This is a genomic window from Bacillus bruguierae (assembly GCF_037104725.1).
Classification (GTDB): Bacteria; Bacillota; Bacilli; order Bacillales; family Bacillaceae_G; genus Bacillus_A; species Bacillus_A bruguierae.
The window spans coordinates 18,481-44,818 of the sequence record NZ_JBAWSX010000020.1 but is presented as its reverse complement, the minus strand read 5'-3'; the positions used below and the strand labels follow the sequence as shown (position 1 = coordinate 44,818).

The 26,338-nt window shown below is 32.7% G+C and carries 20 protein-coding genes and 4 pseudogenes; 10 read left to right on the top strand and 14 right to left on the bottom strand.

Translation table 11 applies throughout. The annotated features are described in order from the left end of the window. Positions 1–101 precede the first annotated feature (101 nt). The 3 genes from WAZ07_RS22860 to WAZ07_RS22850 all read left to right on the top strand — a co-directional run bounded on the left by WAZ07_RS22860 (position 102) and on the right by WAZ07_RS22850 (position 3,267). On the top strand, positions 102–2,063 hold the full coding sequence (locus tag WAZ07_RS22860; RefSeq protein WP_336474283.1) for a bifunctional metallophosphatase/5'-nucleotidase: 1,962 nt from the start codon (positions 102–104) through the stop codon (positions 2,061–2,063). A 335-nt stretch (positions 2,064–2,398) separates the two neighbouring features. Continuing rightward, positions 2,399–2,563 carry a leukocidin family pore-forming toxin gene (locus tag WAZ07_RS22855; protein WP_336474282.1) on the top strand — a complete coding sequence of 55 codons (165 nt, stop codon included), beginning with the start codon at positions 2,399–2,401 and terminating at the stop codon, positions 2,561–2,563. A 242-nt stretch (positions 2,564–2,805) separates the two neighbouring features. After that, positions 2,806–3,267: a hypothetical protein gene (locus WAZ07_RS22850; protein ID WP_336474281.1), complete on the top strand. Its 462-nt coding sequence runs from the start codon at positions 2,806–2,808 to the stop codon at positions 3,265–3,267. A 345-nt stretch (positions 3,268–3,612) separates the two neighbouring features. On the opposite strand, the gene WAZ07_RS22845 is transcribed toward WAZ07_RS22850, so the two are convergent. The 5 genes and pseudogenes from WAZ07_RS22845 to WAZ07_RS22825 all read right to left on the bottom strand — a co-directional run bounded on the left by WAZ07_RS22845 (position 3,613) and on the right by WAZ07_RS22825 (position 5,550). Further along, the gene (locus tag WAZ07_RS22845; RefSeq protein WP_336474280.1) at positions 3,613–3,831 is read right to left on the bottom strand and encodes a hypothetical protein; all 219 of its coding nucleotides are present in this window, start codon (positions 3,829–3,831) and stop codon (positions 3,613–3,615) included. Between the two features lie 30 nt (positions 3,832–3,861). Then, positions 3,862–3,999, bottom strand: a complete 138-nt coding sequence (locus WAZ07_RS22840) for a hypothetical protein (protein WP_336474279.1) — start codon at positions 3,997–3,999, stop codon at positions 3,862–3,864. Positions 4,000–4,069: 70 nt separating this feature from the next. Then, positions 4,070–4,198, bottom strand: a pseudogene (locus WAZ07_RS22835) (MerR family transcriptional regulator); the annotation flags it as partial. A gap of 315 nt (positions 4,199–4,513) precedes the next feature. Further along, on the bottom strand, positions 4,514–5,236 hold the full coding sequence (locus tag WAZ07_RS22830; protein WP_336474278.1) for a DUF2812 domain-containing protein: 723 nt from the start codon (positions 5,234–5,236) through the stop codon (positions 4,514–4,516). Beyond that, on the bottom strand, positions 5,233–5,550 hold the full coding sequence (locus WAZ07_RS22825; protein WP_090919455.1) for a PadR family transcriptional regulator: 318 nt from the start codon (positions 5,548–5,550) through the stop codon (positions 5,233–5,235). Before WAZ07_RS22825 ends, WAZ07_RS22830 begins: the two co-directional genes overlap by 4 nt. A 685-nt stretch (positions 5,551–6,235) precedes the next feature. Here WAZ07_RS22825 and WAZ07_RS22820 point away from each other — a divergent pair. Next, on the top strand, positions 6,236–8,086 hold the full coding sequence (locus WAZ07_RS22820; RefSeq protein WP_336474277.1) for a S8 family peptidase: 1,851 nt from the start codon (positions 6,236–6,238) through the stop codon (positions 8,084–8,086). A 1,319-nt stretch (positions 8,087–9,405) separates the two neighbouring features. Here WAZ07_RS22820 and WAZ07_RS22815 read toward each other — a convergent pair. From WAZ07_RS22815 to WAZ07_RS22805, 3 genes and pseudogenes are all read right to left on the bottom strand, one after another. Next, complete coding sequence (locus tag WAZ07_RS22815) at positions 9,406–11,256, bottom strand: ABC transporter permease (RefSeq protein WP_336474276.1); 1,851 nt, start codon at positions 11,254–11,256, stop codon at positions 9,406–9,408. 16 nt (positions 11,257–11,272) lie between these two features. Further along, the gene (locus tag WAZ07_RS22810) at positions 11,273–12,034 is read right to left on the bottom strand and encodes an ABC transporter ATP-binding protein (RefSeq protein WP_336474275.1); all 762 of its coding nucleotides are present in this window, start codon (positions 12,032–12,034) and stop codon (positions 11,273–11,275) included. Positions 12,035–12,169: 135 nt separating this feature from the next. After that, positions 12,170–12,579: pseudogene (locus WAZ07_RS22805) on the bottom strand (zf-HC2 domain-containing protein); the annotation flags it as partial. A gap of 665 nt (positions 12,580–13,244) precedes the next feature. Between WAZ07_RS22805 and WAZ07_RS22800 the strand changes: the two are divergent. Together WAZ07_RS22800 and WAZ07_RS22795 are read left to right on the top strand one after the other, a co-directional pair. Further along, the gene (locus tag WAZ07_RS22800; protein ID WP_336474274.1) at positions 13,245–14,072 is read left to right on the top strand and encodes a MerR family transcriptional regulator; all 828 of its coding nucleotides are present in this window, start codon (positions 13,245–13,247) and stop codon (positions 14,070–14,072) included. Positions 14,073–14,148: 76 nt separating this feature from the next. Further along, on the top strand, positions 14,149–15,288 hold the full coding sequence (locus WAZ07_RS22795; protein ID WP_336474273.1) for an agmatine deiminase family protein: 1,140 nt from the start codon (positions 14,149–14,151) through the stop codon (positions 15,286–15,288). Between the two features lie 340 nt (positions 15,289–15,628). Here WAZ07_RS22795 and WAZ07_RS22790 read toward each other — a convergent pair whose 3' ends face one another. Next, positions 15,629–15,982, bottom strand: a complete 354-nt coding sequence (locus WAZ07_RS22790; protein WP_336474272.1) for a hypothetical protein — start codon at positions 15,980–15,982, stop codon at positions 15,629–15,631. A gap of 652 nt (positions 15,983–16,634) precedes the next feature. On the opposite strand from WAZ07_RS22790, the gene WAZ07_RS22785 reads away from it, so the two are divergent. After that, on the top strand, positions 16,635–16,811 hold the full coding sequence (locus WAZ07_RS22785) for a D-alanyl-D-alanine carboxypeptidase (RefSeq protein ID WP_336474271.1): 177 nt from the start codon (positions 16,635–16,637) through the stop codon (positions 16,809–16,811). A 330-nt stretch (positions 16,812–17,141) separates the two neighbouring features. Here WAZ07_RS22785 and WAZ07_RS22780 read toward each other — a convergent pair whose 3' ends face one another. After that, positions 17,142–17,912, bottom strand: coding sequence for an alpha/beta fold hydrolase (locus tag WAZ07_RS22780; protein WP_336474270.1), 771 nt, complete (start codon positions 17,910–17,912; stop codon positions 17,142–17,144). 272 nt (positions 17,913–18,184) lie between these two features. Here WAZ07_RS22780 and WAZ07_RS22775 point away from each other — a divergent pair, with 272 nt between their 5' ends. Together WAZ07_RS22775 and WAZ07_RS22770 are read left to right on the top strand one after the other, a co-directional pair. Beyond that, entirely contained in the window at positions 18,185–18,688 is a 504-nt protein-coding gene (locus tag WAZ07_RS22775) for a GrpB family protein (protein WP_336474321.1), read from the top strand. A gap of 212 nt (positions 18,689–18,900) precedes the next feature. Continuing rightward, the gene (locus WAZ07_RS22770) at positions 18,901–19,260 is read left to right on the top strand and encodes a MarR family transcriptional regulator (RefSeq protein ID WP_336474269.1); all 360 of its coding nucleotides are present in this window, start codon (positions 18,901–18,903) and stop codon (positions 19,258–19,260) included. 192 nt (positions 19,261–19,452) lie between these two features. On the opposite strand, the pseudogene WAZ07_RS22765 reads toward WAZ07_RS22770, so the two are convergent. Further along, a pseudogene (locus WAZ07_RS22765) lies at positions 19,453–20,244 on the bottom strand (Rpn family recombination-promoting nuclease/putative transposase); the annotation flags it as partial. A 137-nt stretch (positions 20,245–20,381) separates the two neighbouring features. Beyond that, the gene (locus tag WAZ07_RS22760) at positions 20,382–20,987 is read right to left on the bottom strand and encodes a recombinase family protein (RefSeq protein WP_336474268.1); all 606 of its coding nucleotides are present in this window, start codon (positions 20,985–20,987) and stop codon (positions 20,382–20,384) included. A 409-nt stretch (positions 20,988–21,396) separates the two neighbouring features. Here WAZ07_RS22760 and WAZ07_RS22755 point away from each other — a divergent pair, with 409 nt between their 5' ends. Next, on the top strand, positions 21,397–23,643 hold the full coding sequence (locus WAZ07_RS22755) for a glycoside hydrolase domain-containing protein (protein WP_336474267.1): 2,247 nt from the start codon (positions 21,397–21,399) through the stop codon (positions 23,641–23,643). A gap of 452 nt (positions 23,644–24,095) precedes the next feature. On the opposite strand, the gene WAZ07_RS26355 is transcribed toward WAZ07_RS22755, so the two are convergent. Further along, the gene (locus WAZ07_RS26355) at positions 24,096–24,806 is read right to left on the bottom strand and encodes a DUF6843 domain-containing protein (RefSeq protein WP_413788937.1); all 711 of its coding nucleotides are present in this window, start codon (positions 24,804–24,806) and stop codon (positions 24,096–24,098) included. 248 nt (positions 24,807–25,054) lie between these two features. After that, positions 25,055–25,924, bottom strand: a pseudogene (locus WAZ07_RS22740) (hypothetical protein). Positions 25,925–26,338 lie beyond the last annotated feature (414 nt).

The window sequence follows — 26,338 nt, the reverse complement described above, 5'->3', positions numbered from 1 at the left end:
TAAAATTATCTTTTGTAGTTGAAGTTTTCCAAATAATAAGTTACATTTTTAAAGTTCAAAAAACTATATGACAGTACAAAAAGGGGAGAAACATTGTTATTATGCCAAAAATGAGATGGAAGAGCCTTGTATGTTATTTTGTTATTTTTATACTGCTTGGAGCAGCAATAACAATCAAACCAGGTATCTCTAAAGCAGAGGAATCTGATGTTAATATTACATTATTGGGTACTGCAGATATTCATGGTAGGTTTATGCCTTGGGATTATGCACTTGATGGTGCTAATATGAGTGGAAGCTTAACGCAGCTTTATACGGTTATCAAGAAGGTACGTCAAGAAAATCCAAATACCATATTATTAGATGCCGGGGATACAATTCAAGGGAACTCAGTAGAATTATTCAATGATAAGCCACAGTCTCCGATGATGGTAGCAATGAACGAAATGGGATATGATGCTTGGGCATTTGGAAATCATGAATTCAATTTTGGATTAGATACATTGAAAAAAGTTAGTGAGCAATATAAAGGAAAGACTTTAGCAGGAAATATTTACAAGGAAGATGGAGAGCGTTTTCTTCCTGCATATACGATAGTTGAAAAAGGTGGCATCAAAGTTGGGATTATTGGCATGAATACACCAATGATTAGTGATTTTGAAAAAGGGACAGATCATTTGGCTGGTTTAGTGGTGAAAAATCCAGTAGAAGAGACAAAAAAGGCAATTAAAGAATTAGAAGGTAAAGTAGATGTAATGGTAGGGGTTATGCATATGGGACTAGAAAATGAGAATGGCATCCCTGGTACTGGGGTTCAAGATATTGCAAATGCCTGTCCAGAACTAAGCGCTATTTTTGCAGCTCATATGCATAAACTTGTTAAAAAAGAAGTTGTAAATGGTGTTATTATTACAGAACCAGATAAATATGGCACGCATATTTCACGTATTGACCTTACTTTTACAAAGCAAGATGGGAAGCTGGTTTTAAAAGATAAAACAGCTACCACTTTACCTGTAAAAAATGCTGATGGAACAACGGTATTATCCGATCCTGCACTTGAAGAAACATTAACACCTTTTCACGAGTATGCGAGAGGAGATGCAAATGTTGTAGTCGCTCAATTAAAGGGGAGAAATCTTGTTCCTGAAAATGAAATAAATGGTATTCCAAGCGTGCAAATTCAAGAGACACCTTTATCAGATTTCTTTCATGAAGTCATGCTCTATTACAGTAAAGCAGATGTAGTAGCTCATCAAATTGATAACGATTATGCTCGTTTAGATGTAGGTCCTATTAAGAAGAAAGATATTGCGTATAATTATCAATATGCTTTGGGAGAAATTACAGTATATAAGGTAACTGGAAAAGATTTGAAAGATTATATGGAATGGGCGGCGGGGTATTTTAACACATCTCGTGCCGGAGATGTAACAGTTAGCTTTGATAAAACACGCCGTGCGTCTAAATACAGTACGAACGACTTCTTTGGAGGCGTGAAATACGAAATTGACTTAACAAAACCATATGGAAGTCGAATTACAAATTTGCGATCTATTCGTACAAATAAACCAATCAAAATGAGCGATGTTATGACTCTGGGAATGAATGCATATAGAATGGAGGCTCTTCAAGCAAAAGGAGGGGCCTTAGAGGGACGTAAGTTTGAACAGATTTGGTCATCTAAACAAGAGAATGCATTTGGCGAAACAGGTGGAACCATTCGTAATCTTGCTATTACATATTTAAAAGAGGTAAAGAATGGTGTATACACGCCAAAAGTTATGCATAATTGGAAAATTACCGGTGTAGATACACATTCTTCAGAGCATAAGGCTGTAGTGAATCTCGTAAATAAAGGGATTTTAGAAATTCCAAAAACAGAAGATGGAAAATATACAAATATAGCATCTATAAATACTAAAGATTCAATTACAAAAGAAGAGATTGTAGCACTCTCTCAAAAAGCTCACGTTAATCCAAATCAGTTTAAACATGTAAAAACAAAAGGTGAATTTTACAAAAAACTTAATAGGGTTATTAAAAATATAGGGGAAATCTAATACTTAGATTGTTTTAGTTTGAAAATATATTCCCTATTATATTTTAAGGAAGAATTGACTGATCCGGTATTCAAAAGAATGGTTATATAATATATAAGGTATGTCAAATAAAATCTTGTTTGTATGAATGTTTTGATTTGCATTCTAATAGGGATGTTACAGTTGTAAGTTTTGGTGTATAGATATACTATCCTGAAGGTGAAATACGAATTGGTCATGTGAAAAATATTATTAAATAGAACGAGACTGCACGTTATAAAACCGTAGGAATAATGAATTTCTACGGTTTTTAGCATATTGTAGATGTAGAGTGAAGTTTGACCGTATAAAATAAAGTGAAACTTCCATCATCATCTGCATCAGCCGGTGCATCTTGGTCTAATACTATATCATATGAACAACCAGACTATAAAACGTTTGTAACAAATAACACAGATAAAAAAGTAGATTGGAAAAATAATAAAATTATTCACCAAAGTTCTGGGCTACAATCGAATTAACAAAAAATTTTTATCTATAATAGTTAAACCTATTCCAATACTGGAATAGGTTTTTTATTTAATATTTGAATGCAAACTTTTGAATATAAATTTACATTCATAAAAATAATTAATCTTATTCAAAACTGTAAATACTAAAAGGCAAACAAAAAAAATCTATTTGTAATAAAAATCCTAGCAAAATCGCATTATGTATATTAAGATATCCTTACGCTTACAATATATGGAATAAGGAGCTTTTAATGAATAAGAAAAAAATAGGTTTATTAATTTTAGTAATCATTATTCTTTGGCTTGTATTTCCTCTTTCACCTTATTTAGCAGGTTTAAATCATACAGAACAAAAGTTATATGATAAATTACAAAAATCCCAAGATATTTATACACTAAAAGAGCAAAAACCTAAAACAATAGTAAGATTATATTTACATTCAATACAAGAAGGAAATTATGAAATAACTTATCTCTTCTATAACAATGATGAAAAAATGACCGAGGAAAAGAAACAATTTTTAAAAGAAGCACCTGAATTTCATAAAAAAATTCTATCATCTTTTATATTTGCAAGATCATCTGTAGTAATAAACGAAGATTACAAGGATTCCGCAGTTATTAATCTGCCCCCATGGACAGGTACCAACATTCAATTCCATATGTATAAAAAAAATGGAACATGGTTTATATACGACGTTCCTTTTCAATAATTAAATAATATATCTTATTGATTTATCAAAAAGAATGCTGGAATCCCAGGATTCTTTTTATATTTTTGAAAGTAAACTTTTGTTTATTAGTTTACATTCAAATCTCCTTAACCATTGACTTCACAACAAATCTCCTGATATCCTCAAAATTAACAAGAAAAGTATACATTCAAAACTATTTAATTAAAAGCTGAAAAAAGCATCTATCTTTAGATGCTTTTTTCAATCAAAAAAATATTTTTCTTTTTTCCATGATATTTGAAATTTCCCACCATGTTCTTCCGTTTTAATCTCAACCTTATATGTATCTTCCATAATTAAACATTTCTCCTGATAATTACAAAATTAATATTTCTTCAAAGAGTGAGATTTCTTAAAAAAAAACGAAACAATCTTATAAAATATAAAAGTAAATAACGGCATTACTACACAAAATACAATCGATAAAATAATTTTTTCGTTAAATGTAGCCTCTGCTCCAAACCATATAGCTAATAAACTAGCTGGAACAGCAATAGCACAAAAAATCATTAAAATTTTCTTAAATACATCCAAGGAAAACATTTTTAACCCCCTAACAAAAAATAAAGATGTTTAACCTTTTTCAACTCCAAACTGTATTCCTAAACCTATTCCCAAACCAACATCAATTTCATTCATTGATCCCAATTTAGCCTCTCCACCTATATTACCATAAGCTGCCTCTTCCCCCACCAAAAACTTAGCCGACATTAGAGCACAACAAAGAATATCAACCACATTTAATTTTTAAACAAACCGAAAAAACCTTTCCGTTTTTGTTTTTGATTTTTTCTTTTATAGCTTTTAATTCTTTAATATTTTCTTTAGAGTACCTGCAATGCCCTCCCTGGCTTCGCTCCGTTTGTATATTAAATTCGTTTGACCATACTTTTAATAAGTCGGGAGTCACACCATCTCTATCAAGCTAAGGTTATGAAGTATCCCCTAAACGAAAATTTTTATCTATCTACAATTATTTATAACAATTCAGCTCATTTTTTTGTTTAGGGGAACAATGAATTTCTTAAGTTGATGGGCATGTATGGTGAGGCCTATACCAGCAGTAATTAAAAAAACCGCTATTTTGAAAAAAAGTGACCAAAATAACGGCTTTCTGTTTAACTAAATAACACCTTTTTATAATTAAGTTTGATCATTTCTTACTTCGCTAAAGCCCACTTTAGCTCAATAACAATGTCTAAAAACTTTATTTTCGACCTTTATACTAAGCTCTCTTCCCACCCATTTTATGATAAAGAGACATGATGACCCAAATAGCAGTTGGAAGTGCGATTGCTCCAATTACCATAGACGCTAACAGGCGAACTACATTGTCTGAGCCATCGACAAATAACAAAGTAATAATAGCAATTAAGAAGAGAAAGAATGGTATAGTTTTCAATAGATTGACTAATCCTTCTTTTCCTGTTGCCTTCCATTTGTTATTGTATGTTGCGATTACAGTCCAAGCTGTTGGGATGGCAATTACACTGAGAATAACAGCTATTACATGAAGTAATGATTTTAAGGTACCAGAGCTTATCATTGCTCCAATCCATACGAGTACTGTTATTAAAACTAACGGAATTGCTAGACACTTCACGGAACGATTTGAATTTTCGTACTTTTCAATCGATGTGTCACGGTCACTATAAATTGGTTTTGTACCAGGATATGCTCGAAATAAATGAATATTTCCTTCTGAGGCAATATGCGACCATCCAGAAGATGAAAAAAAGTAAAAGTATTCCTCTTTTTCATCTTCTTTTAATGAACGATAATCTACATTGTAGATATAATCTGAGCTTTCTCCTTTTTCAAGCGTATAACCCATAAACTGAAAGTCACTGACATGCCAACCCTTCAAAGAAAATCGGCGTAATTTTTCCATGTCCTTATCCTCAGAAAAAGCTAACCCACCTGACGTAATATACTTTGTTTGTCTCATTCTTCAACCTCCTTTAATCCAGTTTCCGCTAATTGAATCATCAGTTTTCTTAGCTTCAACTCTTCTTCTAATACTTCTCTGCCCTTCTCAGTAAGCAGATATGTTTTACGTCTTGAATCCGACCCATCATGCAAATAAATCCACTCTTGTTGTAATAACTTTTTAATAATCGTGTACATTGAAGCAGGACCTATAGTAATTGCCCCTTTTGTTGTTTCTTCAATTAAGTTCATAATAGCGTAACCATGCATTGGTTTACTTAAAGTAGCCATAATATTAAACATTGAATCTGTTAATTGCTCAGTTTTCTTCAACCAATCACCTTCTATATCTTTTTAGGATATATCATAAAACGATATATATATCCAAAAACAATATATCATGATGTGATACATATGTCTAGAGTTATATCACATATTGATACATAAATATGTGATATTTTTCCTTAAGAATCAAAAAAGAAGCCTTACAATGGGCTTTTCGCTAAATCTAAAAATATAGGATGTTCTTGTTCATTATCCTTCTACAACTAAACTGTACTTTTTATAATTTTATTGGTTCATACTTTGCTGTCTATGACAGCAACCCTGTCGCTACTCCATATAAAAGTAAAAAAAGAGGCTGTCTTCAAAATACCGTTATTCAACGACCTTTTGGGACAGCTTCTTTTTACACCTAGCGTCTAGCGAATTAATATCATCTTTTTAAATTAAAAGGTAAAGATAAAAAACTCTTGAATGGGCTTCTATATCCTAGATATAAATAATATATTGCTGTGACCTAGTTTTACACGTATATCAGCTGCCCCCCAATTAGCAGCAACTTATATGTCGGAAAATTAAAATGGATGTATAAAACGATATGAAAAATTGCATATACAAATACATTGAAGTCTATTTAGATACTCCTTATAATTTATCTAGTATAAGGCTTTGTACGTAATTATTTTGATATTTTTATAGGAAAATGTTTAAAAATGAAAAAGTAGAGGGAAAATGAATGAAAATTTTTAAAGGAATGCTAGTATCTACAGTTGCAATTACAGCTTTTACGGGACTAGGAAAGACTACTCATATAGTGAGTGCTGCTTCAAACAATTCAGTAGTACAGCAAAAAGAAGCTAATGTAGAAAAAAAAGATGAAAAGCAAATCATTGTAAAGTTTAAAAATGAAATCAATTTACCGTATGAAGATGGTATAGAAAAGCGAATAAAACATGAAAAAAATGATATTGTACTAGAAAAAATTTTTTCTGAATTCCCAGATTTAACATTAACACGCTTATTTACATCTGTAAGTCCTGACGAAATCCAAAGTATAAATAAACGTGCTAAAACCGATAATAACACTTCATCTTCTAACTTATTAAATTACTATGTAATTCAAGTTTCAAAACATGTACAAGCAGAAGTATTAGTAGAAAAGTTAAAACAATCAGCTTTAATAGAGGATGTATACATAAGAGAACCAGAAAATGTAACACCACCAGAAGTACAGATGCCAAATTTATTTCTTAATCCCTATGATGACCCTAGATTTGAAAACCAAGGATATTTAAAAGAGGCACCATATGGTATTAATGCATCTTATGCATGGGGAATAAAGGGCGGAGACGGAAAAGGTATAACATTTGCAGATATGGAGTATGGATGGCTATTAAATCATGAAGATCTAGAAAAGCACAATATCGAACTTATATCCGGAAGAAATACAGATGCTCACGCTGGACACGGTACGTCGGTTCTAGGAATTGTTTCTGCGGAAGATAATCAAATCGGCAATATTGGTATTGCACCAAATGCTACTGTAAAAGTAGTATCTCAAATTAGGGATGACGGCAGTAATAACAAAGCGGATGCCATATTAAGTGCTGTAAATACTCTACATGCTGGGGATGTTTTATTATTAGAGGCACAATCAGCTTATGAAGGATATCGTGATAAATATTTACCAGTTGAAGTGCAACCAGATGTATTTGATGCGATTCGTACTGGAACGGATAAAGGAATCGTAATCATCGAGGCCGGAGCAAATGGTTGGAATGATTTAGATGAATTTAAAAATAAAGATGGAAAAAAAGTCTTAAATCGTAATAGCAAAGATTTTAAAGATTCCGGTGCAATTATGGTCGGAGCTGCTTTATCAACCGTTCCTCACGGGCGTTCATGGTTTTCAAATTATGGAAGTCGAATTGATGTATATGGATGGGGCCAAAATGTAGATACAACTTCTGCGGAACCAAATAGAAATGCTAAAAATTTATATACGTCAAGCTTTAATGGTACATCGAGCGCTTCACCAATTATTGCCGGTGCAGCCGTTTCCATACAAAGTATTGCGAAGGAGCATTTGGGTCAACCTTATAAACCAAGTGAGTTAAGAGACATCTTAAGTAATCCAAATACAGGAACACAATCTGGAGAGCCAGATTATGATAGAATTGGTGTTTTACCAGATTTAAAAGCTATATTATTAAAATTAGAATTTCAACCAAATGAAGAAGATTCAAAATACCTGAGAGAAAAAGAACCAAATAACGAAGATATAAAGGCAAATCCAATAGATTTCAATACGACTATTAAAGGAAATCTTAACGACAATGATAAGTCAGATATCTATACTTTTACGATTAATTCACCGCAAAATATAGATATTTCCGTATTAAATGAAAAACAAATTGGAATGACATGGACACTTTATCATGAATCAGATTTACAAAACCTTGTAGCATATGGGAAAATTGATGGTAATACCATTAAAGGAGAATATAATGCGAAACCAGGGAAATATTATTTGCATGTTTATAAATATGAAAATAAAAATGGGTCGTATGTATTAAATGTAAAATAGATTTTATGTATATGCATACATGAAACAAAAGGAAATCTCTAAATGAACTGTACCCCAATTGTTAGACGTAACTAATAATTGGGGTACAGTTTTTTATGACCAAATATCTATCTTCCTATTTCGCTGCAGATATTACATCATTTTCGGAGATTGATTTGCAACATTTCTTCGTGCTCCATATTGTCCTTTAATTATAAGTAACTTATTTAACTCGCTTTATGCTCAGTGAAGGAAAATCTGTTTTTATTTTTTGAAAGGGTCCCTGCCCCATCTCTATCAACTTAAAAATTTATAGCGCTCTCAGAATGAAATTTTATGTTAACTTGTAACAAAAAAATGAGCCGAACTCTCATAAATAACTGTAAAAAGGTAAAATTTTCGTTATGGGGATGTCTCAAAATATTAGCTTGATGGGCATGGGGTCACGTCACATCACATGCCCATCAACTTAAGTTCAGATAATACCCCCATAACGAAAATTTTGTGTATTTTGGGTTTCTTTGCCCATCCCCCGAAAAAGAGGGGTAATACAGAAAATACCAAATGGATGTTAAAGGGGTACGGAAACGATTACTTCTTTTTTGAGCCACTCATCAAATTTTGTTGTAACAAAAAGGATTAAAGTCAATAATGTTACGAATTATTTTTGATACAGTATTTTGTTACAACGAATTCAAGGATTATAAAATCTATAATTTTTAAGCACGTCATGTAATATAAACGGTCGTTTTTGTTACAGTGAAAACGGTGTGATGGTAATAGATTTGTAAATTCTAACTCGTTTTTCATTACCTTGTTCTCTTCAGAAAAAACAAAAATGAATCCACTATATTTGTAGATTCGTTTTGACAATTTAAATAAGAATGTTTTCAATGGCGAAGAATTGGTATTGTAATTTTTTTTATATGACCCCATATTTTTCTTTTGGTTGCCATACCCCTACTAACAATTGTATAAAATCCATCTGCAATCATCCCAACTTTTTATCTGTTAAGAAACTTTGCAACAGAACCAAATGGACAATTAACGCTTAAAAACACAAAAATCCATTATTAGGAAATGATACTGCGGACTAGAGCAGCTCCCCTGTCACTAGGCCTAAAAAAGAAAATTGTACGTTAAGGAAATATTTCACATAAAAAATCCGATTCTCATGTATTTAAAGAATCGGATTTTTATTACTTTCTTTTTATTTGAGTTTCCCGTAATGGACGTAAATTTTCAAACTGTTTTTCTTTAAAATACTCCTTATATCATTCTCCTCCGCACACTTTTTCTAAAAATTAGCTCAGTTTAGAGATCTTTGCAACAGAACCTTCTTAGTCCTCTTTCGGAAGAACAATTCTTTTATACAATTGAACTGTAATGAAGTAGTAAATCGCGTAAATAACTACGAACATAACAATCGGAACCCAAATACGGAAATACGGATCATGTAATATAAATCCAAACATATTCATACCAACTAAAACGTGAGCAATACCCACAATCGCTGGGAATAAGAACACTAAAAATAACTCTTTATAAATAGACTTTGTTAATAGTTCGCGGCGAACACCGATTTTACGAAGCATCTGATAACGTGTAATATCTTTTGATGCACCAGATAAAATCTTAAACATTAAACAACTTGCCATCATCGCTAAGAAGGCAAGTCCTAGAAAGAAGCCCATGAATATAGTTCCGCTTGTAAAGCCGTAAAACTCAGTGTATATAGAATATTTACTTGTCAACTCGACTTCTGCTATTTTATATTTAGCTAATTGCAATTCGTCAATTTTTTTCAATTCTTTTTTATATGTTAACAAATCATTTGTTTTTCCAAGAAATGCAATGTTCTCTTTACCTTGCAAACCATCATACATTTTTTTATCTACAATTTTGATTGTTTGATCAGTGTATAGATAATGTGGTTGAATCTTTTTAAATGCGGTACGCCACTCCTCAGGAATCACATTATCAGATGTATTCTTAATATAACTTAAAGTAGCACCTACTGGTAATTCTCCAGAAACGCGTTTGATTTTACTGGCATCTGCCAGTCTTTTAGCATTTTTTGAATTTTGTACTAAAGGACGATTTTTCTCTAATTCTTCTTTTATATAATACACATATTTATCGTCTGTTTTGTAATGATATTCATTTTTCTCTTGGAATGTCATACCATCTAATATTTTCTTTTCCTCTGTGCTTGGATTATGAATCGCTACATCATAAATGGCCAAAGTATCTACAGTACGCATAACGTTATTTTTAAAGGCCATACCAGTTGAAATTGCACCTGCTCCAAGTGCAACTAACATCGCTATTGTCGCTAGTACTTTTGTTAAACTATTAATACGGAAGTTTAATTGCGCGAATGTAAAAGCATTAAGACCTTTTTCACTACGTTTTTTATTACTCTTTAGTTTTTTAATCATAAATGGAAGGGCGGATCCAAATAACATGTAAGTCCCTGATGTTATTGTAATTAATGCAATGATAACTCCCATTTCTTGTAACTTAGATATATTAATCATGGAAGTATAACCAACGCCTAGTAAAATGATTGCAAAGACTGCAACTATTCCCGTGATTTTCCCTTTAACCACAGGACGTTCGGTTTGCGCATCTGCATGTACAAGTTGTAATACTGAAATACGTGATAATTTAATGCTATTCATAATGGCAGCTAACACAAATAGTGCACAGAAGAAAATACAAGTAACAGTTATTGATGGAACATAAAAGGCTTGATAACCACCTCCAGTAAACTCAAGTTGCTTCATAAGTAACTGTCCAACCCCTTGTGAAAGACCTACACCGACTGCAATTCCGATTACAAGGGACGCCGCACCTAACACTACGGTCTCAATAAACATAAGAAATGTAATCTTATGCTTCTTTGCTCCTAACATCATATACATACCAAATTCTTTTTGCCGAAGTGATAGTAAGAAAGAATTCGCATACAAAATGTAGAAGAATGTGATGATTGCTAGTAGCACCGTACCAGCATGGAAGACGAATCCAATTTGACTAATAGTAGAATTTGCTTTAAGAAATGCTTTATTCTGCGCTAATGTTTGGAACATGTAAAAAATTGAAATTGACATAACGAGACCAACAAGTAAGACGATATAATCTTTTAGCTTACTTGTTAGTCCTGACATGGAAAGCTTAAATAACATGCTTGAACCTCCTTTCTTATGCTTTTTGTGTACCTAAATCTGCAAGCACATCTAAAATTTCTTTATAGAACTTTTCACGCGTACCAGTACGGTGAATTTCTTTATATAATTCGCCATCTTGAATGAATAGAATACGTCGGCAGTAACTTGCACTAAACGGATCATGTGTAACCATCATAATGGAAACACCTTGTTCTTCATTTAGATTTGTCATCGCATCTAAAAGACTCGTTGCATTTTTAGAATCAAGTGACCCTGTTGGCTCATCTCCTAAAATAATTGCTGGTTCATGTACAAGCGCACGGGCTGCTGCTGAACGTTGCTTTTGTCCACCAGATACTTCAGATGGATACTTTTGAAGTATTGCTGAAATTCCTAACATGTCCGCTACTTTTTCCACTTTCGGTCCAATCTTACGAGACGGAACACCTTGAAGTGAAAGCGGCAATGCAATATTTTCATAAATTGATAGGTTCTCTAGTAAATTAAAGTCCTGGAAGATGAATCCTAATTTTTGAGAACGGAAATCCGAAAGTTCCCCTTGTTTCATCTTTGTGATATCGATACCAGCGATTTCAACAAGACCGCCCGTTGCTTTATCTAATGTTGAAATTACATTTAGTAACGTTGTTTTCCCTGAACCAGATGGTCCCATAATGCCAACGAATTCTCCCTCTTGAATCGAGAATGACACTCCTTTTAACGCATGTGATTGGCTTTCGCCTTTTTTACCGTATACTTTTTGAACGTTTTTTACGTCTACAACTGGCTTGTTCATCGTTGTCCTCCTACGCTTGTTTTCTTTTCCTATTCTGCGTTTTTTCGACATAATCTGCTATTGATTCATCTTACATTTATCTTACATCTGTGTAAGGTAAACGAAACGGCTCGATATGTTACTTGTAACATATCGATAGGAAGCCACAATCGTGGTTGCCACTCGCACCTGTGGAATCAAGGCTGTTGTAAAAAGTCTTGCTGCCGCTACCGCCGTATACATGAAATGTTTTGATTCTTTATTCATATTTGTAAACAATTCCTTCTTCTGTTCAGTTTTTGATTTATATAATAAACATTTTCTAGTTTTGTGCGATTTTCAAATGTTTTCCACGCTTGATCTACATCAATTTTGATTTTCTTTGGTGAATGTACTGTTTCTTCCTCTAACATGACGTTTTCCCATTGATTTAATTTACTAATTTCTAGTAATAAATCTTGATATACTTTACATGTGTCTACATGTTTTGTGAATTCTTTTCTTGTATCATAAGAAAGCTCCCCATCCATATATGCTTGAATAACCCCCTTATCATAACAATTCATTTGTTCCCCCTCTAATTGTTTATAAATCTTACGAAATTTTTGTTTGACTCGGACCAAAACCTCACTCTCATTTGATGCCTATATTATAGAGAAACCAGAAAAATAAATTTTATGACAAAAATTTTATTTTTTATTATGTGCGAAAAAAAACATTCATCTTTCGATCAGATGAATGCAAAAATTAAAATCATTTTGGTCTCTTAGATTATGTGTGGAGTTTAAACCAAAAAACAAATTTTAATAAGTTGTGACCATTACGGGAAAAAACTCAGTAAAAGATCCGTAAAAGCAATAACCGGTTCCCTGTACGTTAAGGAAAAAGAAAGCTATATTGATTCTACTAGTTTTCTTTTTTTGAAAGAAGATTGATTGAAAAGAATTCTTCTTTCAAAAAAACTCCGTTCAAATTTTATAATAAAGTCTGATTAAAAGATTGGTTGAGTGACAAAGAATGGTACCCTTGTATAAAGCAATGCGGACCAGGGGAATCATAAGGTGATGGATATGTGGGAAAAAGAAGATATTTTAATTGCCCTGAAGAAGCAGTATGTCTCTAAAGGTGAAATTGCGAAGATGTAGGGGTAGTGACAGGGTTACCATGTCACTATTCCTACTACCTGGTCATTTGATTGGAAAATTTTATCAATCCAAGTAAGGAGAGAAATATGTACACGATTAGCAGATTTTCTCAGCTATGCAAAATGAGCGCTCGTATGTTACGACACTATGACAAAGAAGGACTCTTAAGACCGGTATATATAGATATAACGAACGGATACAGATATTATGAGAATAGCCAATTAGAAATGGCACTACTAATTAAAAAACTGAGAGAATACAAATTTTCTTTGCCGGAGATTAAAACAATCCTTCAGACATCAGATAGAAAATTGTTTGTCAGATTAATACATTTGAAAATGAATGAATTATCAAAGGAAATCAATCAATATAGACAGATCATTACAGAAATGCAAGAGATGATTGAAAAAAAGGTGGATTTGATTCAAGGAGAAAGAAGATCGTATGATATATTGCTCGGAATGAGAAAAGAGGTAAGTGTCATAAGTCAAAGATTGCAGATTAATATTGCTGATGTAGACAAGTACATTGATTCCTTATACGATAAGGCGGAAGAAAGTAACATTCAGTTACATGGTGTACCCTCTGTCATTTTTTTTGATGAAGAGTTTAGCCCTGACCATAGCGATATTGAATTAATGATTCCGATTATTCCTGGGGATGAAAGAGATATATCAACAGAATGGCAAATAAAAAAGCTCCCTGAAAAGTTTATTGCCACTACATTGCATATCGGAAGTTATGACTATATCGGATATGCACATATAGCGCTTGAGGAATGGGTGGAATCCAATGGTTATTGCTTAGATGGTCCGCCTTATGAAACCTATTTGAAAGGTCCAGAATGTGACTGCTGCGCGGAGGAGTATGTGACACAAATCTGTTTTCCTGTTATTAAAAAAGAAAAACAATAATTGCTTGACCTTGACACTATGTCAAAGCTTATTCTACTTCCAAGAGAAAGTAAAAACATAATAAGGAGATTATGAAATGAATAAGATAATTATACTGTGCTCAGGGGCTGTATTAGTAGCTGGAATCTTAACTGGATGTATTCAAAGTAAAGCTGATGAAAGCCAAAGTATAAAAGGACAAAGTGTAGGCAAATACTCAATGCCTGACGAAAGAGGCAAACATGAAGGTACATGGTTACAATGGCCTCATGACTTGACATATGGTAAAGGTTATAAAGAAGAGGTTGAATCAATTTGGATAGAGATGACAAGTGCTTTAAGCGAAGGGGAAAATGTTCATATTATTGCATATAATGAATACGAAAAGAATTATATTTCTAATCTTCTGTATGAGAAGGGTATAAATATGGATAAAATTGACTTTTATATTATTCCTACTAATGATGTATGGGCAAGAGATTCTGCACCGATTTTTGTATATGACAAGGATAAAAATATTAAAATCATGAACTGGGGATTTAATGGATGGGGCAAGAAAACCCCGTATAAAAAAGATGCATTAATTCCAAGCAGTCTTAGTAAGCAATTAGGTATGGAAAGAATTGATCTAACTGATGTAGTACTTGAAGGTGGAGCCTTTGAACTAGATGGTAAAGGTACATTTTTATCCACACGTAGTGCTGTCGTTAACAAAAACAGAAATCCTAAGTTATCAGAAGCAGAAATAGAGGAGTATATAGAAGAATATCTTGGTGCTACTAATTTTATTTGGCTAGATGGTGTCCCAGGTTTGGATATTACGGATTTCCATATTGATGGCTTTGCTAAATTTCATGATCAGTCTACAATTATTACAATGAAAGAAGATGATTTAGAGGAATGGGGTGTTTCAAATAAAGATATTAAAACATTAATGAATGCTAAAAATGCCTTTGGCAAGCCTTATCAGCATGTGTATTTACCAATTAGTAAAAACAATGTAATTTTAGATAATGGAAAAGATTTAGGATACAAAGGTTCATATATAAATTTTTACATTGGGAATACAGTTGTATTAGTTCCGAATTATAATGATCCTAATGATAAAATAGCAAACGATAGAATCCAAAAACTATATCCTGACCGTAAAGTGATTGGAATTGATGTAAGGGAGCTGTATAAAAATGGTGGTATGATTCATTGTGTTACACAGCAACAACCGGTCAGTTTAAAGTGATAGAGTTTGTTACTGTGAATTCCAATATATTCAAAAGTTAAGTATAAAGGGCTACATTAATATCAATTAAGGCTTGGAACCTTTCGGATTTTATTTAAAATAAACTATGCGGGATAAATAATCCCAACGTACATAAAAAAGGAAGACTCTCTAAATTTGAAAGGTCTTCCTTTTTTATGTACGTCAATAATGTCTGCTAATGCTTATTGTGTGATTTGGTTACATTGATACATAGCCCACATTATAAAAGAAATACAGAAAGCTGCCAAATTTCAATCGAGATAACTAGTAATAACACTCATATAGTAAACCCCATTAAATGCGGATTCTTTAATAGGGGTCACCATGAACAGAATGGAACAACAGGGCTTGATGAACCAGTTTTAATGAAGTAATCAGGAGCAAAACCATTGTCTATATCGCCACCGTATCCTGTATCACCTACCCAATCCCAAACTGTACTTCCCTTATAAGATTCACCTCTTACATAGCAATATAAGTCGAGTTTATATCCGTCTGGAATATTTCTTTCAGTTCGTGTGCCATTTATCGTTGGAGTCTTACGAAGGTCTAGACCAGCACCATTTGTATTTTGTACTGGATATAGTTCAGCATGTGTTACCGTTTGATTAGAAAACAAAATAGAGCCGGCTATTGCGAAGGAGAAAAATGACAATAAGACTTTTTTAAACATATGTTGCCTCCTATTAATTAATTTGTAATGCTTATGAAGAATCTCCTCATGTTTATGATCATGTGATAGATTGCTTGGTACACACTAGGGGAATTCGTATAAAGTAAAAGAATTAATAGATTAAGTTAACGTATACGCTCCACAATCCAAAAATAAGACAGGAGAATTCGATCTTATTTTTCGCATAAGGAGAAACACTAGGATGATAACCGTCATTTGTATCATATTATATTAACTGTAAATTTTTAACACTAAAACTAGAAATAATAATGATATCCATATTGAGAAAATAAACACAAAAGTTGTTATAAATTGAATAAATCTGAATGAAAACTCTAGTAGGCCTGACGCGGCAAAAAAAAGAAAATTGTGCGTTAAGGAAATATTTTAAGTTATGAGCCTCTTTATAGGAATTTATTAAGGATGGAAAAACAAAAATAGGAGTCACTATACATGTCATTTTTTAAGCTGATGGCGATGTATGGTAAGGCCTTTAAGGGGTACGGAAACGATTCGTAGATTGAGGGTATTCGAATTAATTGGTTGTTAGGGAGAGCGTAATTCTCCCTATTCTTATAATATATAACAGGATTTTCCATGTCTTTTCCCGAATATAGTTATTTTATTTACTAATAAAAAAGGAGAATACATAATGAAATTTCATCCATTATTTTCATTTATAGTTGGGGTACTTGTATGCTCTTTAGTATTTAATTTTTTCACCGGTAAATCTGATTCGGATGTCTTTTTCTTATTGATACTTGGGGCTATTTCAGGTTATCAAATTGGTAAAAATGAGATCAAAAAACAGATAAGCAATATAAATTAATTATGTCAACTTTACATGAGTACAATATAGGGCTACAGATCCATCGTTATCAACCTAACAAAAATAAACTACCCCAAAACGATAAAGTGAAACTTTAATCAGTGGGGGGTTCTTCATCCCCCACTGATTATTAGCCCTCCCAATCGGGCGCATGCCAGCAGTTTATCTCCCACCGAACATTCTAGCCACTGGAGCTGGATAATGCTTTCGCTGAATTTTGAGGTGGGAGTATTACTGCCCACGAATAGCGGGATAAAATTGAGAAATTTTCATTTTTTATTTTGGGGTATTTCAAAATCTTAAGTTGATGAGCATGTATGGTGCCCCCTATTACAAAGTAGAATGTTTGTTATTATTTTTCACCATATCTAATATATCCCTTATTATCTCAACAACAACTTGAGGCTTATCAATATGTATTGCGTGTCCAGCATCTTCAACAATAATATGTTTTTTATTAGTCGACAAGTTAGCGAGCTCTCTTTGGAATTTCATCCAAGTAGCCATGGACTCCGTTGTATGAAAAGGCTGTAGTCCCCCTGTTACAACAATGAGTGGAATATTTCCAAGTGATTTAGAAGTACGAATTTGCTCTAAACTTTCTTCCACCTCAGTAAGAGAACCCTCCAAAGTAAATTGATTATAATAAGCCTCTTGAACTTCTTTTGTAAATAAAGAAGGTAATATTCTGTTCTGATCCTCATGAGTTGAGTCTAAGAGAACTACTCCTACTACTTCCTCTGGATAGGTGCTTGCGAATAATCTTGTATTTAAACCTCCAAATGAGTGTCCGACCAACACATATGGGGGTTTTATACCTGCTTTATTAAGTAAGATACGTAGATTTTCGACACTTTGTTGACTATGGCGAGGTCTTTCATTCATTTCACTTTTGCCAATACCGGCTCTATCATAAATAAACATTTTTGAGAACTTTGAAATATCATCTCTAATAGAATTCCAGCTTTCTAAAGTGGTTCCATATCCAGAATCAAAAACAAGGGTTGGACCTTCATTATTTATCCCTAACAATTCATAGTATAATTCAATACCACCTATATCTAGTTTTTTTCCTGTTTCATTCACAATAAATTTACTCATATCTACTCCTCATTCTTCATTTTATTTATTTAAAAATCCAAATTTAATAAGTTCAATTTAATTGAACTTATCGTAACATATACAAATTTTCTTTCCAAGCTGGATGTTTTTTCCCATCCCCCTTTTCGGGGGATGGGAAAAAACATCCACAATTATATCAATATATTTCAAATACAACTTAATAATATCTGAAACATGTCAATGTAATTGTATATATTTTGAAACACCTATTTTTAAAAGTAATCAAAAATCCTTATACATAAGGACTTTTCATCATACTTTTTTCTTATTCCCCCATTTCGAGGGGATGGGCAAAAATACCCAATAAAGAATTTTTATTAGAGAGAGAAAAAATACAAGATAAAATAGGTGAATATATAATGAATATTCACCACATAGGAAGTACATCAGTAAAACATTTAAGTGCAAAACCAATTATTTACATAGTCATAGAAATCAAAGATTTTAAAGATGGTGGGAATACTTTCTCACCTTTAGAGGAGTTGGGATATTCGTATAAAGGAACAAATATTTTGCCTGATAGACATTATTTTAGTAAGGGTGAACCAAGAGCCCATCAAATCCATATGTACCAATGTGGAAGTAAATATTTACTTGAACAGCTAAAGTTCAGAGATTACTTGAGAGATAATGATGAAGCAAGAATTGAATATGAACAGCTCAAACTTAATTTAGCAAAGTTAAATAAAAATAATAAACATAAATATGCAGAAGAGAAAACTGCTTTCGTTAAATCAATTTTAGAAAAAATTTAATGGTTTTTTTATTAAGATAACAGGGAACTAAGTTGAAGAAGAAAGGACATAACATATTTTATATGACTAATATGTTATGTCCTTTAATTTATCTATCTTTTTTCAATTTAGGTCTTGATAATGTACGATTTTCTTTTTTTGATATGGTGAGGCCTATTTATAAAAACTGTTTTCAGTTAAACTAAAGGTAAAGAATTAAGGAGTGTTAATATATGGGTGCTTGGGGAACAGGAATATTTGATGACGATACTACTTGTGATGTCAGGGATGAATTTATTGATTACTTAGAAGAAGGTAAAACACCTAAAGAAGCAACACAAACAATCTTAGAAGAATATTTAGATGAATTTAATACTGACGATGACTTGGAAGTAATGTCTTTAGTATATATCGGTTTGGCATCAATACAATTGGAGAAAAACTGTATTCAAGAACAAGTACGTAAGAATGCTATTGAATTGATTGAACGTGGTGCAGACCTTGAACTTTGGGAAGAAGCCGATGAAAATGATTATGAAGAACGGAAAAAAGTGTTGAGTGAGTTTAAACAGAAGTTACTTAATGTTAAATAATAAGTAGCTTAACTTCAGGAACAGGACTGTCAATAGACGGTCTTTTTTTATGCCATTTAAGGGTCATAACTTAGTGTCTAAAATTAACCCCAAAAAGAGGTTCAGCCGAGATAAATCCCAAAACGGTTATATAGATGGATAAAATAAAAAGCTTTGCGGGAGTTTTCGCAAAGCTTTTGCCATGATATATAATTATAATAGTAATTTTCGTATTTCTTCTGTACTGAGACCAGTGAATTTTGCAATATCTTCTAATGGCATGCCATTTTTATACATACCACGAATTAATTGGATTTTTCCTTGTTCAATACCTTCTTCTCTTGCATGAGCTATTTTAGCTTGTTCATCTAGAAGTATTTTCTCACGGGCTTCATAAGCTGTTCGGAAGGAAGAATCATGGCTCATATTTTCCCATTTAGTTATTGCCTTTTGTAAAATTGGATCTTGATTCATCGCAATCTCCTCCAATGTTTGAGTTAAATGTTCATCTTCGTGGGCTGGCAACAATAACATCCAACGGACAAATGAATTTTCCCATGGATTTACTTTTTCTTCACGCCATTGTTTCACTAATTTTGGAATCTCTACAAAATGAATTTCAATATCATCACTTAGTATCTGTTGTGTTTTGACATTCCATAATTGGCCGATGGTGTGAAATAAGTCGTCATGAGAAAATAATATGAAATCTAATAAGTTAATGGTAATTGTTTTCCGAAGTGAACGATACGGCATCCCCTCTTGCATTTGGGATGTGTAGAGCTTACTCCAATAATATAGAGAGCGTTTCACCATATCATGTGTATTTCGAAGCTGAATTTCTATATTCACTTGTGTTCCGTTGTCGAGTGTTGCTAATAAATCTAATATGGATAACTTATCATCTTCATAAGATTTATGAAGATGTGGATCTTCCAATTGTAAAGATGTAATGGGTGCATCTAAAAATTCCTCTAAAACGGCATTCAAGAAACCAAAAGTAATGTGCAATTAGCTAAGGCCTTTATGTATTACGGTGAAATTCCTTTTTAGAAAACAAGAAATTTACCCAATTCTCTCATAAGGACCAATACCAGCACTTTTGTAACTAAGGACAAAGTAAAATTTTTTTGTAGATAAGATTATTTTCTATTTTCATATCTTTTGACTACCCTATAGAATGTTGGGCTAGTCATATTACATCTTCTCATTGCTTCTAATGCTGAAATTTCGCCTTTTTTCCACTCTGTGTAAGCTGCAATAAATTCTTCAGTAATTTCAGTTCTAGGTCTTCCTAAATGTTTCCCTTGTTTCTTAGCGATTTCAATTCCTTCTCGTTGACGAGTCTTAATTTTTGTTCGTTCCTCTTCAGCAAGCCAAGAAAGAATTTGTAATACAAGATCTGTAATCAAATTCCCTAAACTATCCTTGTATTGTGTCGTATCAAGCAAAGGCATATCCAAGACAATAATGTGTGCTTGAATATTTTTTGTGATGTCTTTCCACTCCTGAAGGATGGCTTCTTTATTTCTTCCAAAACGATCAAGTGAGTGAACATATAAAACATCCCCTTTTCTTAGCATTCGTTTTAAAAGTTGATATTGTTCTCGATTAAAATCTTTACCACTTTGCTTATCGATAAAAATGTCCCATTCATCTTCTATATATTGCTTCATAATTTCAAGCTGTCGGTTTTCGTTTTGATCTTTACTACTTACACGTATGTAACCAAATTTTCTAACATTCATATTTTAGTAACTCCTTTATCCTTTCTATAAATTTATTATAACAAATTCACTTCAAAAGGTATTTATTTTTTAGAAGTACTTCAAATGTGTAGTTTTTGATGTTTTGAAGCAATGTTTTTCATAGATATCTAAATACTTCAAAAGGTGTACCTTTGTAAACACATTGTAGAAATCTCACAAATACAGTGATCATAACACTTCGAATAATTTAATCTTTATAAAAATTCAAAATTTTATATTATCGAAGTAGTTACAAAGTTTTTTTCTATTTTTTTTAGTTATTCTACTTTCTTTTCACTTAATAGTGTAAGAGCGTAATTTACTTAATAATTCGCTTGAATATGTATATTTATTTTCAATCACATTATTAAGTTAATCTTCATTAATGAGAAAAAGGAGAGAATTTCTAATGGCAGAGCAAAAGGGAGATCCAGCAGTATTTGCAGTACAAACATGGGTAAATTTAAAATATGGAAAAGTCGCAGGTTTTCAACCGGCGCCTTTAAATGGTAAAACAGGTTGGTCAACTGTTTATGCTTTAACAAGAGCTCTTCAAATTGAATTGGGTATTACTGCGCTTGCAGATGAATTTGGATCAACTACAACTGCTAAATATAAGCAGTGGGGTGAAATGTCACTAGGGAATGTTCCTACTGATGAAAAAGGAAAAGCGATTGTTCAAATTTTAAAAGGTGCTATGTATTGTAAAGGATATAATCCGGGGAAATTTGATGATGTTTTTGATGAGAAAACGAAAAATGCAGTTGTAAGTTTACAAAAAGATGCTGGTCTTCCAGTAACTGATGGTAAAGTGTATGACTATATTTTTAAGGCTTTCTTACTAATGGATGCTTACCGTCTTACTCCAGGGGGAGATGCAAAAGTACGGCAAATTCAACAAGATTTAAATAATAAATATTACAAAACGTCTGGTGTTCAACCAACAGATGGTCATTACCAAGCAGGTACAAATAGAGCTTTAGTGTATGGTTTACAAACAGAAATGGGAATTGATGCAGTTAAGCAAACTGGCAAGATTGGTGATGCGACAAAGGCTGGACTACCAATTCTAAAAGAAGGTAGTTCGGGTAGATTTGTTACATTATTCCAATATGCTTTATATTTCAATGGTTATGATTCTGGTTCATTTTCAACAACATATAATACGGCCATAGCAGATAAAGTTAAGGTATTCCAAGAATTCACACTACTTCCCAAAGATGGTGTTGCCAATAAGTCAACTTGGTTATCAGCATTACTTAGTACGGGGGATCCCGATCGAAAAGGAACGGCTTGTGATTGTATAACGGAAGTCACTTTAGAGAGAGGCAAAGCTTTAAAGGCTGCTGGTTATCAAACTGTAGGACGTTATCTTACTAATGTTTCAGGTGGTATAAATAAAAAAATACAACCAGGTGAATTGAAAAATATTTTTGCTGCTGGATTATCTGTATTTCCAATTTTCCAAACTAATGGTGCAAAGGCTTCATATTTTAGTGCAGAACAAGGTGGATTGGATGCAGCATCAGCATTCAAAGCAGCCAAAGAATATGGATTCAAGGATGGTACTACTATTTATTTTGCAGTCGACTTTGATGCATATGGAATAGATATTACGGATAATATTCTTCCTCATTTCAAGGCTGTAAGTGAGAAAATGCTTGAGCTTGGTGGATCTTATAAAGTAGGTGTTTATGGGGCTCGAAACGTATGTATTCAAGTTTCAGAGAAAGGTTATGCAAGGACAAGTTTTGTTAGTGGAATGTCCACAGGATTTAGTGGGAATTTAGGATTTTCGCTACCAAAAAACTGGGCTTTTGATCAAATTTCAACGATTAAAGTTGGATCAGGTAGTGGTGCTATTGAAATAGATAATAATATTAAATCAGGTCGAGATAATGGTGTTTCTGAAACAGGAATTGATAGTAGTGAGTTATCCTTTACACTTCAACTTGCTGAAATGGCAAGACATACGTATAATGATAAACTAAAAACTGATGAAAAAAACCCTGCTGAGGCCTTTACGAGTCCAGGAGGCTGGGTATTACACAAAAAAGGCACAAATGAAAGAACTTCTTTTGATGTATATGTGTATAGAAAAGAAATTTCTAAAGATAAATATGCTTATACAGTTGCATTTAGAGGTTCACAGCAGTGGAAGGACTGGGTAGTAGATGTCTTACAGGTAGGGCAAAATGTTGACAATTTACAAGCTGAAGACGCTGCTAATTTTGTTAAAGAATTAATAGAGACTGATCGTCAATGGATGAGTCATTTGTACATTACAGGTCATTCACTTGGTGGGTACCTAGCACAATGGGTACAAAGTGAAATGATTGATGGAGCTATACCTTGGGTTGAATCATTCACAGTGACATTTAGTGCGCCAGGTTTTATGCCTTCCGCGAATGCTGATAATCCATATAAATTAAAAGTACTCGCTAAAATTAAAAATGAGCACTTTGAAAAAAAATATGATAGTCTTATAATTAATCATCGTATTGAACAAGATAGAATAGCTCGTTTTGGAGATGACTTGGGAACAGTCCATGTTTATGACGGATATAACCCATTAATTTCAAACTCTAACAATCCATTACTTATTGCTCAATATTATCATGATCTAGAGCGCTACAAAGAACTAAAATTAAAATAGAAGTGTTTCTAATAAGGTCACTATATCCTTATAGGAAAATAGTAAAAACCAGCTATATTGTGCGTAATTTGTATAATATAACTGGTTTTTTGTGAATATTTAACAGTAAACTGTACGAATTACAAAAAATTATAAACTGAACTTTACTTTTTGTCCCTGGTTACAAGAATGCTGGTACTGGGCCAACAATAAAGTTTTTGAGAAAAGTGAAATTTTGATGATTCGCTAAAGATATGAATGAAATTCAATATATTTAGAAGACTATTAAAAGTCCTCCGGATTGTTTAGCTGGAGGACTTTCATGTCCACATAATTATCGAATGCGGAAGTTCCATCTTTCAAAACCACCCTATTAAATAGGATTAGGTGTATAAAACACGGTAATAAAGGATTGCACCCGACTTGGGGATATCGCAGATGCTTCCTTCTAGTCATCCATATAAATGAATGATTTACTTATGATAAATTTGCAGTTGTTGTTCTTCGTTAAAACAAAATGAGAATTGCGGATGTTTTTCTGCTTCTTTCTTTGTTCCTATAAAGAATTGCGAATATGTCAATCCCGATTGCGATGTTACTGATGTATTGTGAATATCTTTGCCTTCCTCTAACCTTTGAACTCGGTTTCCGTTTTTGTCTACATAATAGTATTTTACATTACGCCACCCAGAATTATGTTTATATGCCTTACCAAAATTTTCATTCGATGATGTTTTCAATATTCCATCTTTAGTTACTCTATATATCATTTTCTTATCTTCAATTTTTAGGGGTGGTGCATCCTTGAAGTTATAAAAGACACCTACGCATCCTTTGTAACCATCAGGTATCAAATAGACCTCATTTATGGAAGACTTATACATATCATTAATCCAAACAAAGGCGGTACCTAGAATGATAGCACACACAAAAAAGGCTATTCCAGCATAAGCATATCTATTCTTATGGATAAAGTACCATGTCAAAAATATAAACAGTATGAGGAGTGGTATTGCTTGAATGAAGAGAAATCCTTTCAAAAAATCAAGTTCAGTACTGTCTGGAGGGTCTGTTGCAAAACCGCCTATAAACAAAGCTAATGGACTTGTGAGGAGATTCAATCCTAAACTAAGATAAATCAATAACAACAGGTTTTTACTTTTATTTTTTGGTGCTCCATCCATCCGAATTCCTCCTACACTTAATTCAATAAAATTCTTGTTGCACAGCAAACCCCTCTCTATTTGGGGAGAGGCACGATCCGTTCTCAATATTTTTTCTTTTTAAGTAAGTAAAGCCCTGTTAGACTAGCTCCTGCTGCAATGATGAGCATAATAATAGAAATGCATCGATACTAATAATCTTGATAAACGAGCAAAAATTAAGAACGTGTTTTGAAAAAAGATTGAACAAATCAACCTAAAATTCTATTCTATATTTTTTTAGCTGCATAATCTCCGTAAAAGTAAGAATTATCTAAATCATTATATTTAGGAGTAGCAATTATGGTATATTTACCATTTTCATCGACTTCAAACAAAGCTACATTATTATATTCCCATCCCACAGAATGATCTGGATTTGAATCATCTACTAACATATCTATATTGTATATCCACTTTTTTAATATCCCACTTTTTTGAAAGTCCTCAATTAGATCTTTGGCCTTTGGAATAGGATGTTTATTTTTATTCATGTCAAATTCAAATTGAAAATTCACCACACCTACATACCTGATATTATAATTTTCACGTCGGGGATCACTTGGTATTAATGTAGGTAAAAGTCCAGTAGTATCAATCTTTTGAGTCTTTTTAAAATCATCAAGTAGCTCTTGAGAATTATTTATATTTAACTTAATGTTATCGTAAGGAAAGATACGAATAGGGTTATGCCCTTCTAGGACAACTTTATCAGGATATTTCACTAATCCATATTTTTTAATAATCTGTTTCATTACTTGAACTACTTCTGGGTGTTGCTCAATATATGCACCCTTGAATTGTTCAAGATAGATATCGTCACTATCATCTTTTAAGATTTTCAAAGTATCTCTTTCAATCATTAAGAACGGATAAGCACGATATGGCTTTTTCATTTCTACATAAGTTTGATGGCCAATCCCTCCAAATCAATTATTACCTGTCTGAATAACAGAAAACTCGCCTTGTATTCCATAGTTTGTTTTTAAATATTCTTGTATTGGTTGATTCAGTTTATCTTTAGGGAAATAACATCCACTAAGAATTAGGAATGATGTACTTACTAAGATGACTTGAATCAATTTTTTAATACTCTTCATTTTCCACCCTACATTTCTTAAATTTTAATAATATTATAACATTTTTTATTTAACTAAACTGCCACGTTGGTTTAAGTGCACTTCTTCACAATCTTAACGAAACAATTAATAAAGTCACTCCATAATCTGGCCCAATTGTTAAATAACATGACCGGCGTTTTTAAAACAACTTTATTATGTTTTAAACGGCTTTATTGTAAATTAAACAACTTTATTATCTCTGTACAAATGGTTATAAAAAAGGCGGTAACTGGGTATATGACAGCAACCTTTGGTGCGATATTGATATTGAAGTTGGTTATTCAAGTAATCCAATTGTTTATGGAAACTTTTAATCAACAAGCGTCTTCCTTTTGGAAGACGCTCACTTTGTTGAAAAAAGATTATGTCAAAGAAAATGCCAAATTTTTTTGG

Excerpts from the sequence above, each read along its gene's own strand:
- WAZ07_RS22820 (WP_336474277.1), top strand. The coding sequence starts at position 6,236 with ATGAAAATTTTTAAAGGAATGCTAGTATCTACAGTTGCAATTACAGCT.
- WAZ07_RS22760 (WP_336474268.1), bottom strand. The coding sequence starts at position 20,987 with ATGAATGTTAGAAAATTTGGTTACATACGTGTAAGTAGTAAAGATCAA.
- WAZ07_RS22830 (WP_336474278.1), bottom strand. The coding sequence starts at position 5,236 with ATGAGACAAACAAAGTATATTACGTCAGGTGGGTTAGCTTTTTCTGAG.
- WAZ07_RS22780 (WP_336474270.1), bottom strand. The coding sequence starts at position 17,912 with ATGAGTAAATTTATTGTGAATGAAACAGGAAAAAAACTAGATATAGGT.
- WAZ07_RS22800 (WP_336474274.1), top strand. The coding sequence starts at position 13,245 with ATGTACACGATTAGCAGATTTTCTCAGCTATGCAAAATGAGCGCTCGT.
- WAZ07_RS22810 (WP_336474275.1), bottom strand. The coding sequence starts at position 12,034 with ATGAACAAGCCAGTTGTAGACGTAAAAAACGTTCAAAAAGTATACGGT.
- WAZ07_RS22815 (WP_336474276.1), bottom strand. The coding sequence starts at position 11,256 with ATGTTATTTAAGCTTTCCATGTCAGGACTAACAAGTAAGCTAAAAGAT.
- WAZ07_RS22755 (WP_336474267.1), top strand. The coding sequence starts at position 21,397 with ATGGCAGAGCAAAAGGGAGATCCAGCAGTATTTGCAGTACAAACATGG.
- WAZ07_RS22840 (WP_336474279.1), bottom strand. The coding sequence starts at position 3,999 with ATGTCGGCTAAGTTTTTGGTGGGGGAAGAGGCAGCTTATGGTAATATA.
- WAZ07_RS22860 (WP_336474283.1), top strand. The coding sequence starts at position 102 with ATGCCAAAAATGAGATGGAAGAGCCTTGTATGTTATTTTGTTATTTTT.
- WAZ07_RS22845 (WP_336474280.1), bottom strand. The coding sequence starts at position 3,831 with ATGTTTTCCTTGGATGTATTTAAGAAAATTTTAATGATTTTTTGTGCT.
- WAZ07_RS22850 (WP_336474281.1), top strand. The coding sequence starts at position 2,806 with ATGAATAAGAAAAAAATAGGTTTATTAATTTTAGTAATCATTATTCTT.
- WAZ07_RS26355 (WP_413788937.1), bottom strand. The coding sequence starts at position 24,806 with ATGGATGGAGCACCAAAAAATAAAAGTAAAAACCTGTTGTTATTGATT.
- WAZ07_RS22795 (WP_336474273.1), top strand. The coding sequence starts at position 14,149 with ATGAATAAGATAATTATACTGTGCTCAGGGGCTGTATTAGTAGCTGGA.
- WAZ07_RS22790 (WP_336474272.1), bottom strand. The coding sequence starts at position 15,982 with ATGTTTAAAAAAGTCTTATTGTCATTTTTCTCCTTCGCAATAGCCGGC.
- WAZ07_RS22785 (WP_336474271.1), top strand. The coding sequence starts at position 16,635 with ATGAAATTTCATCCATTATTTTCATTTATAGTTGGGGTACTTGTATGC.
- WAZ07_RS22770 (WP_336474269.1), top strand. The coding sequence starts at position 18,901 with ATGGGTGCTTGGGGAACAGGAATATTTGATGACGATACTACTTGTGAT.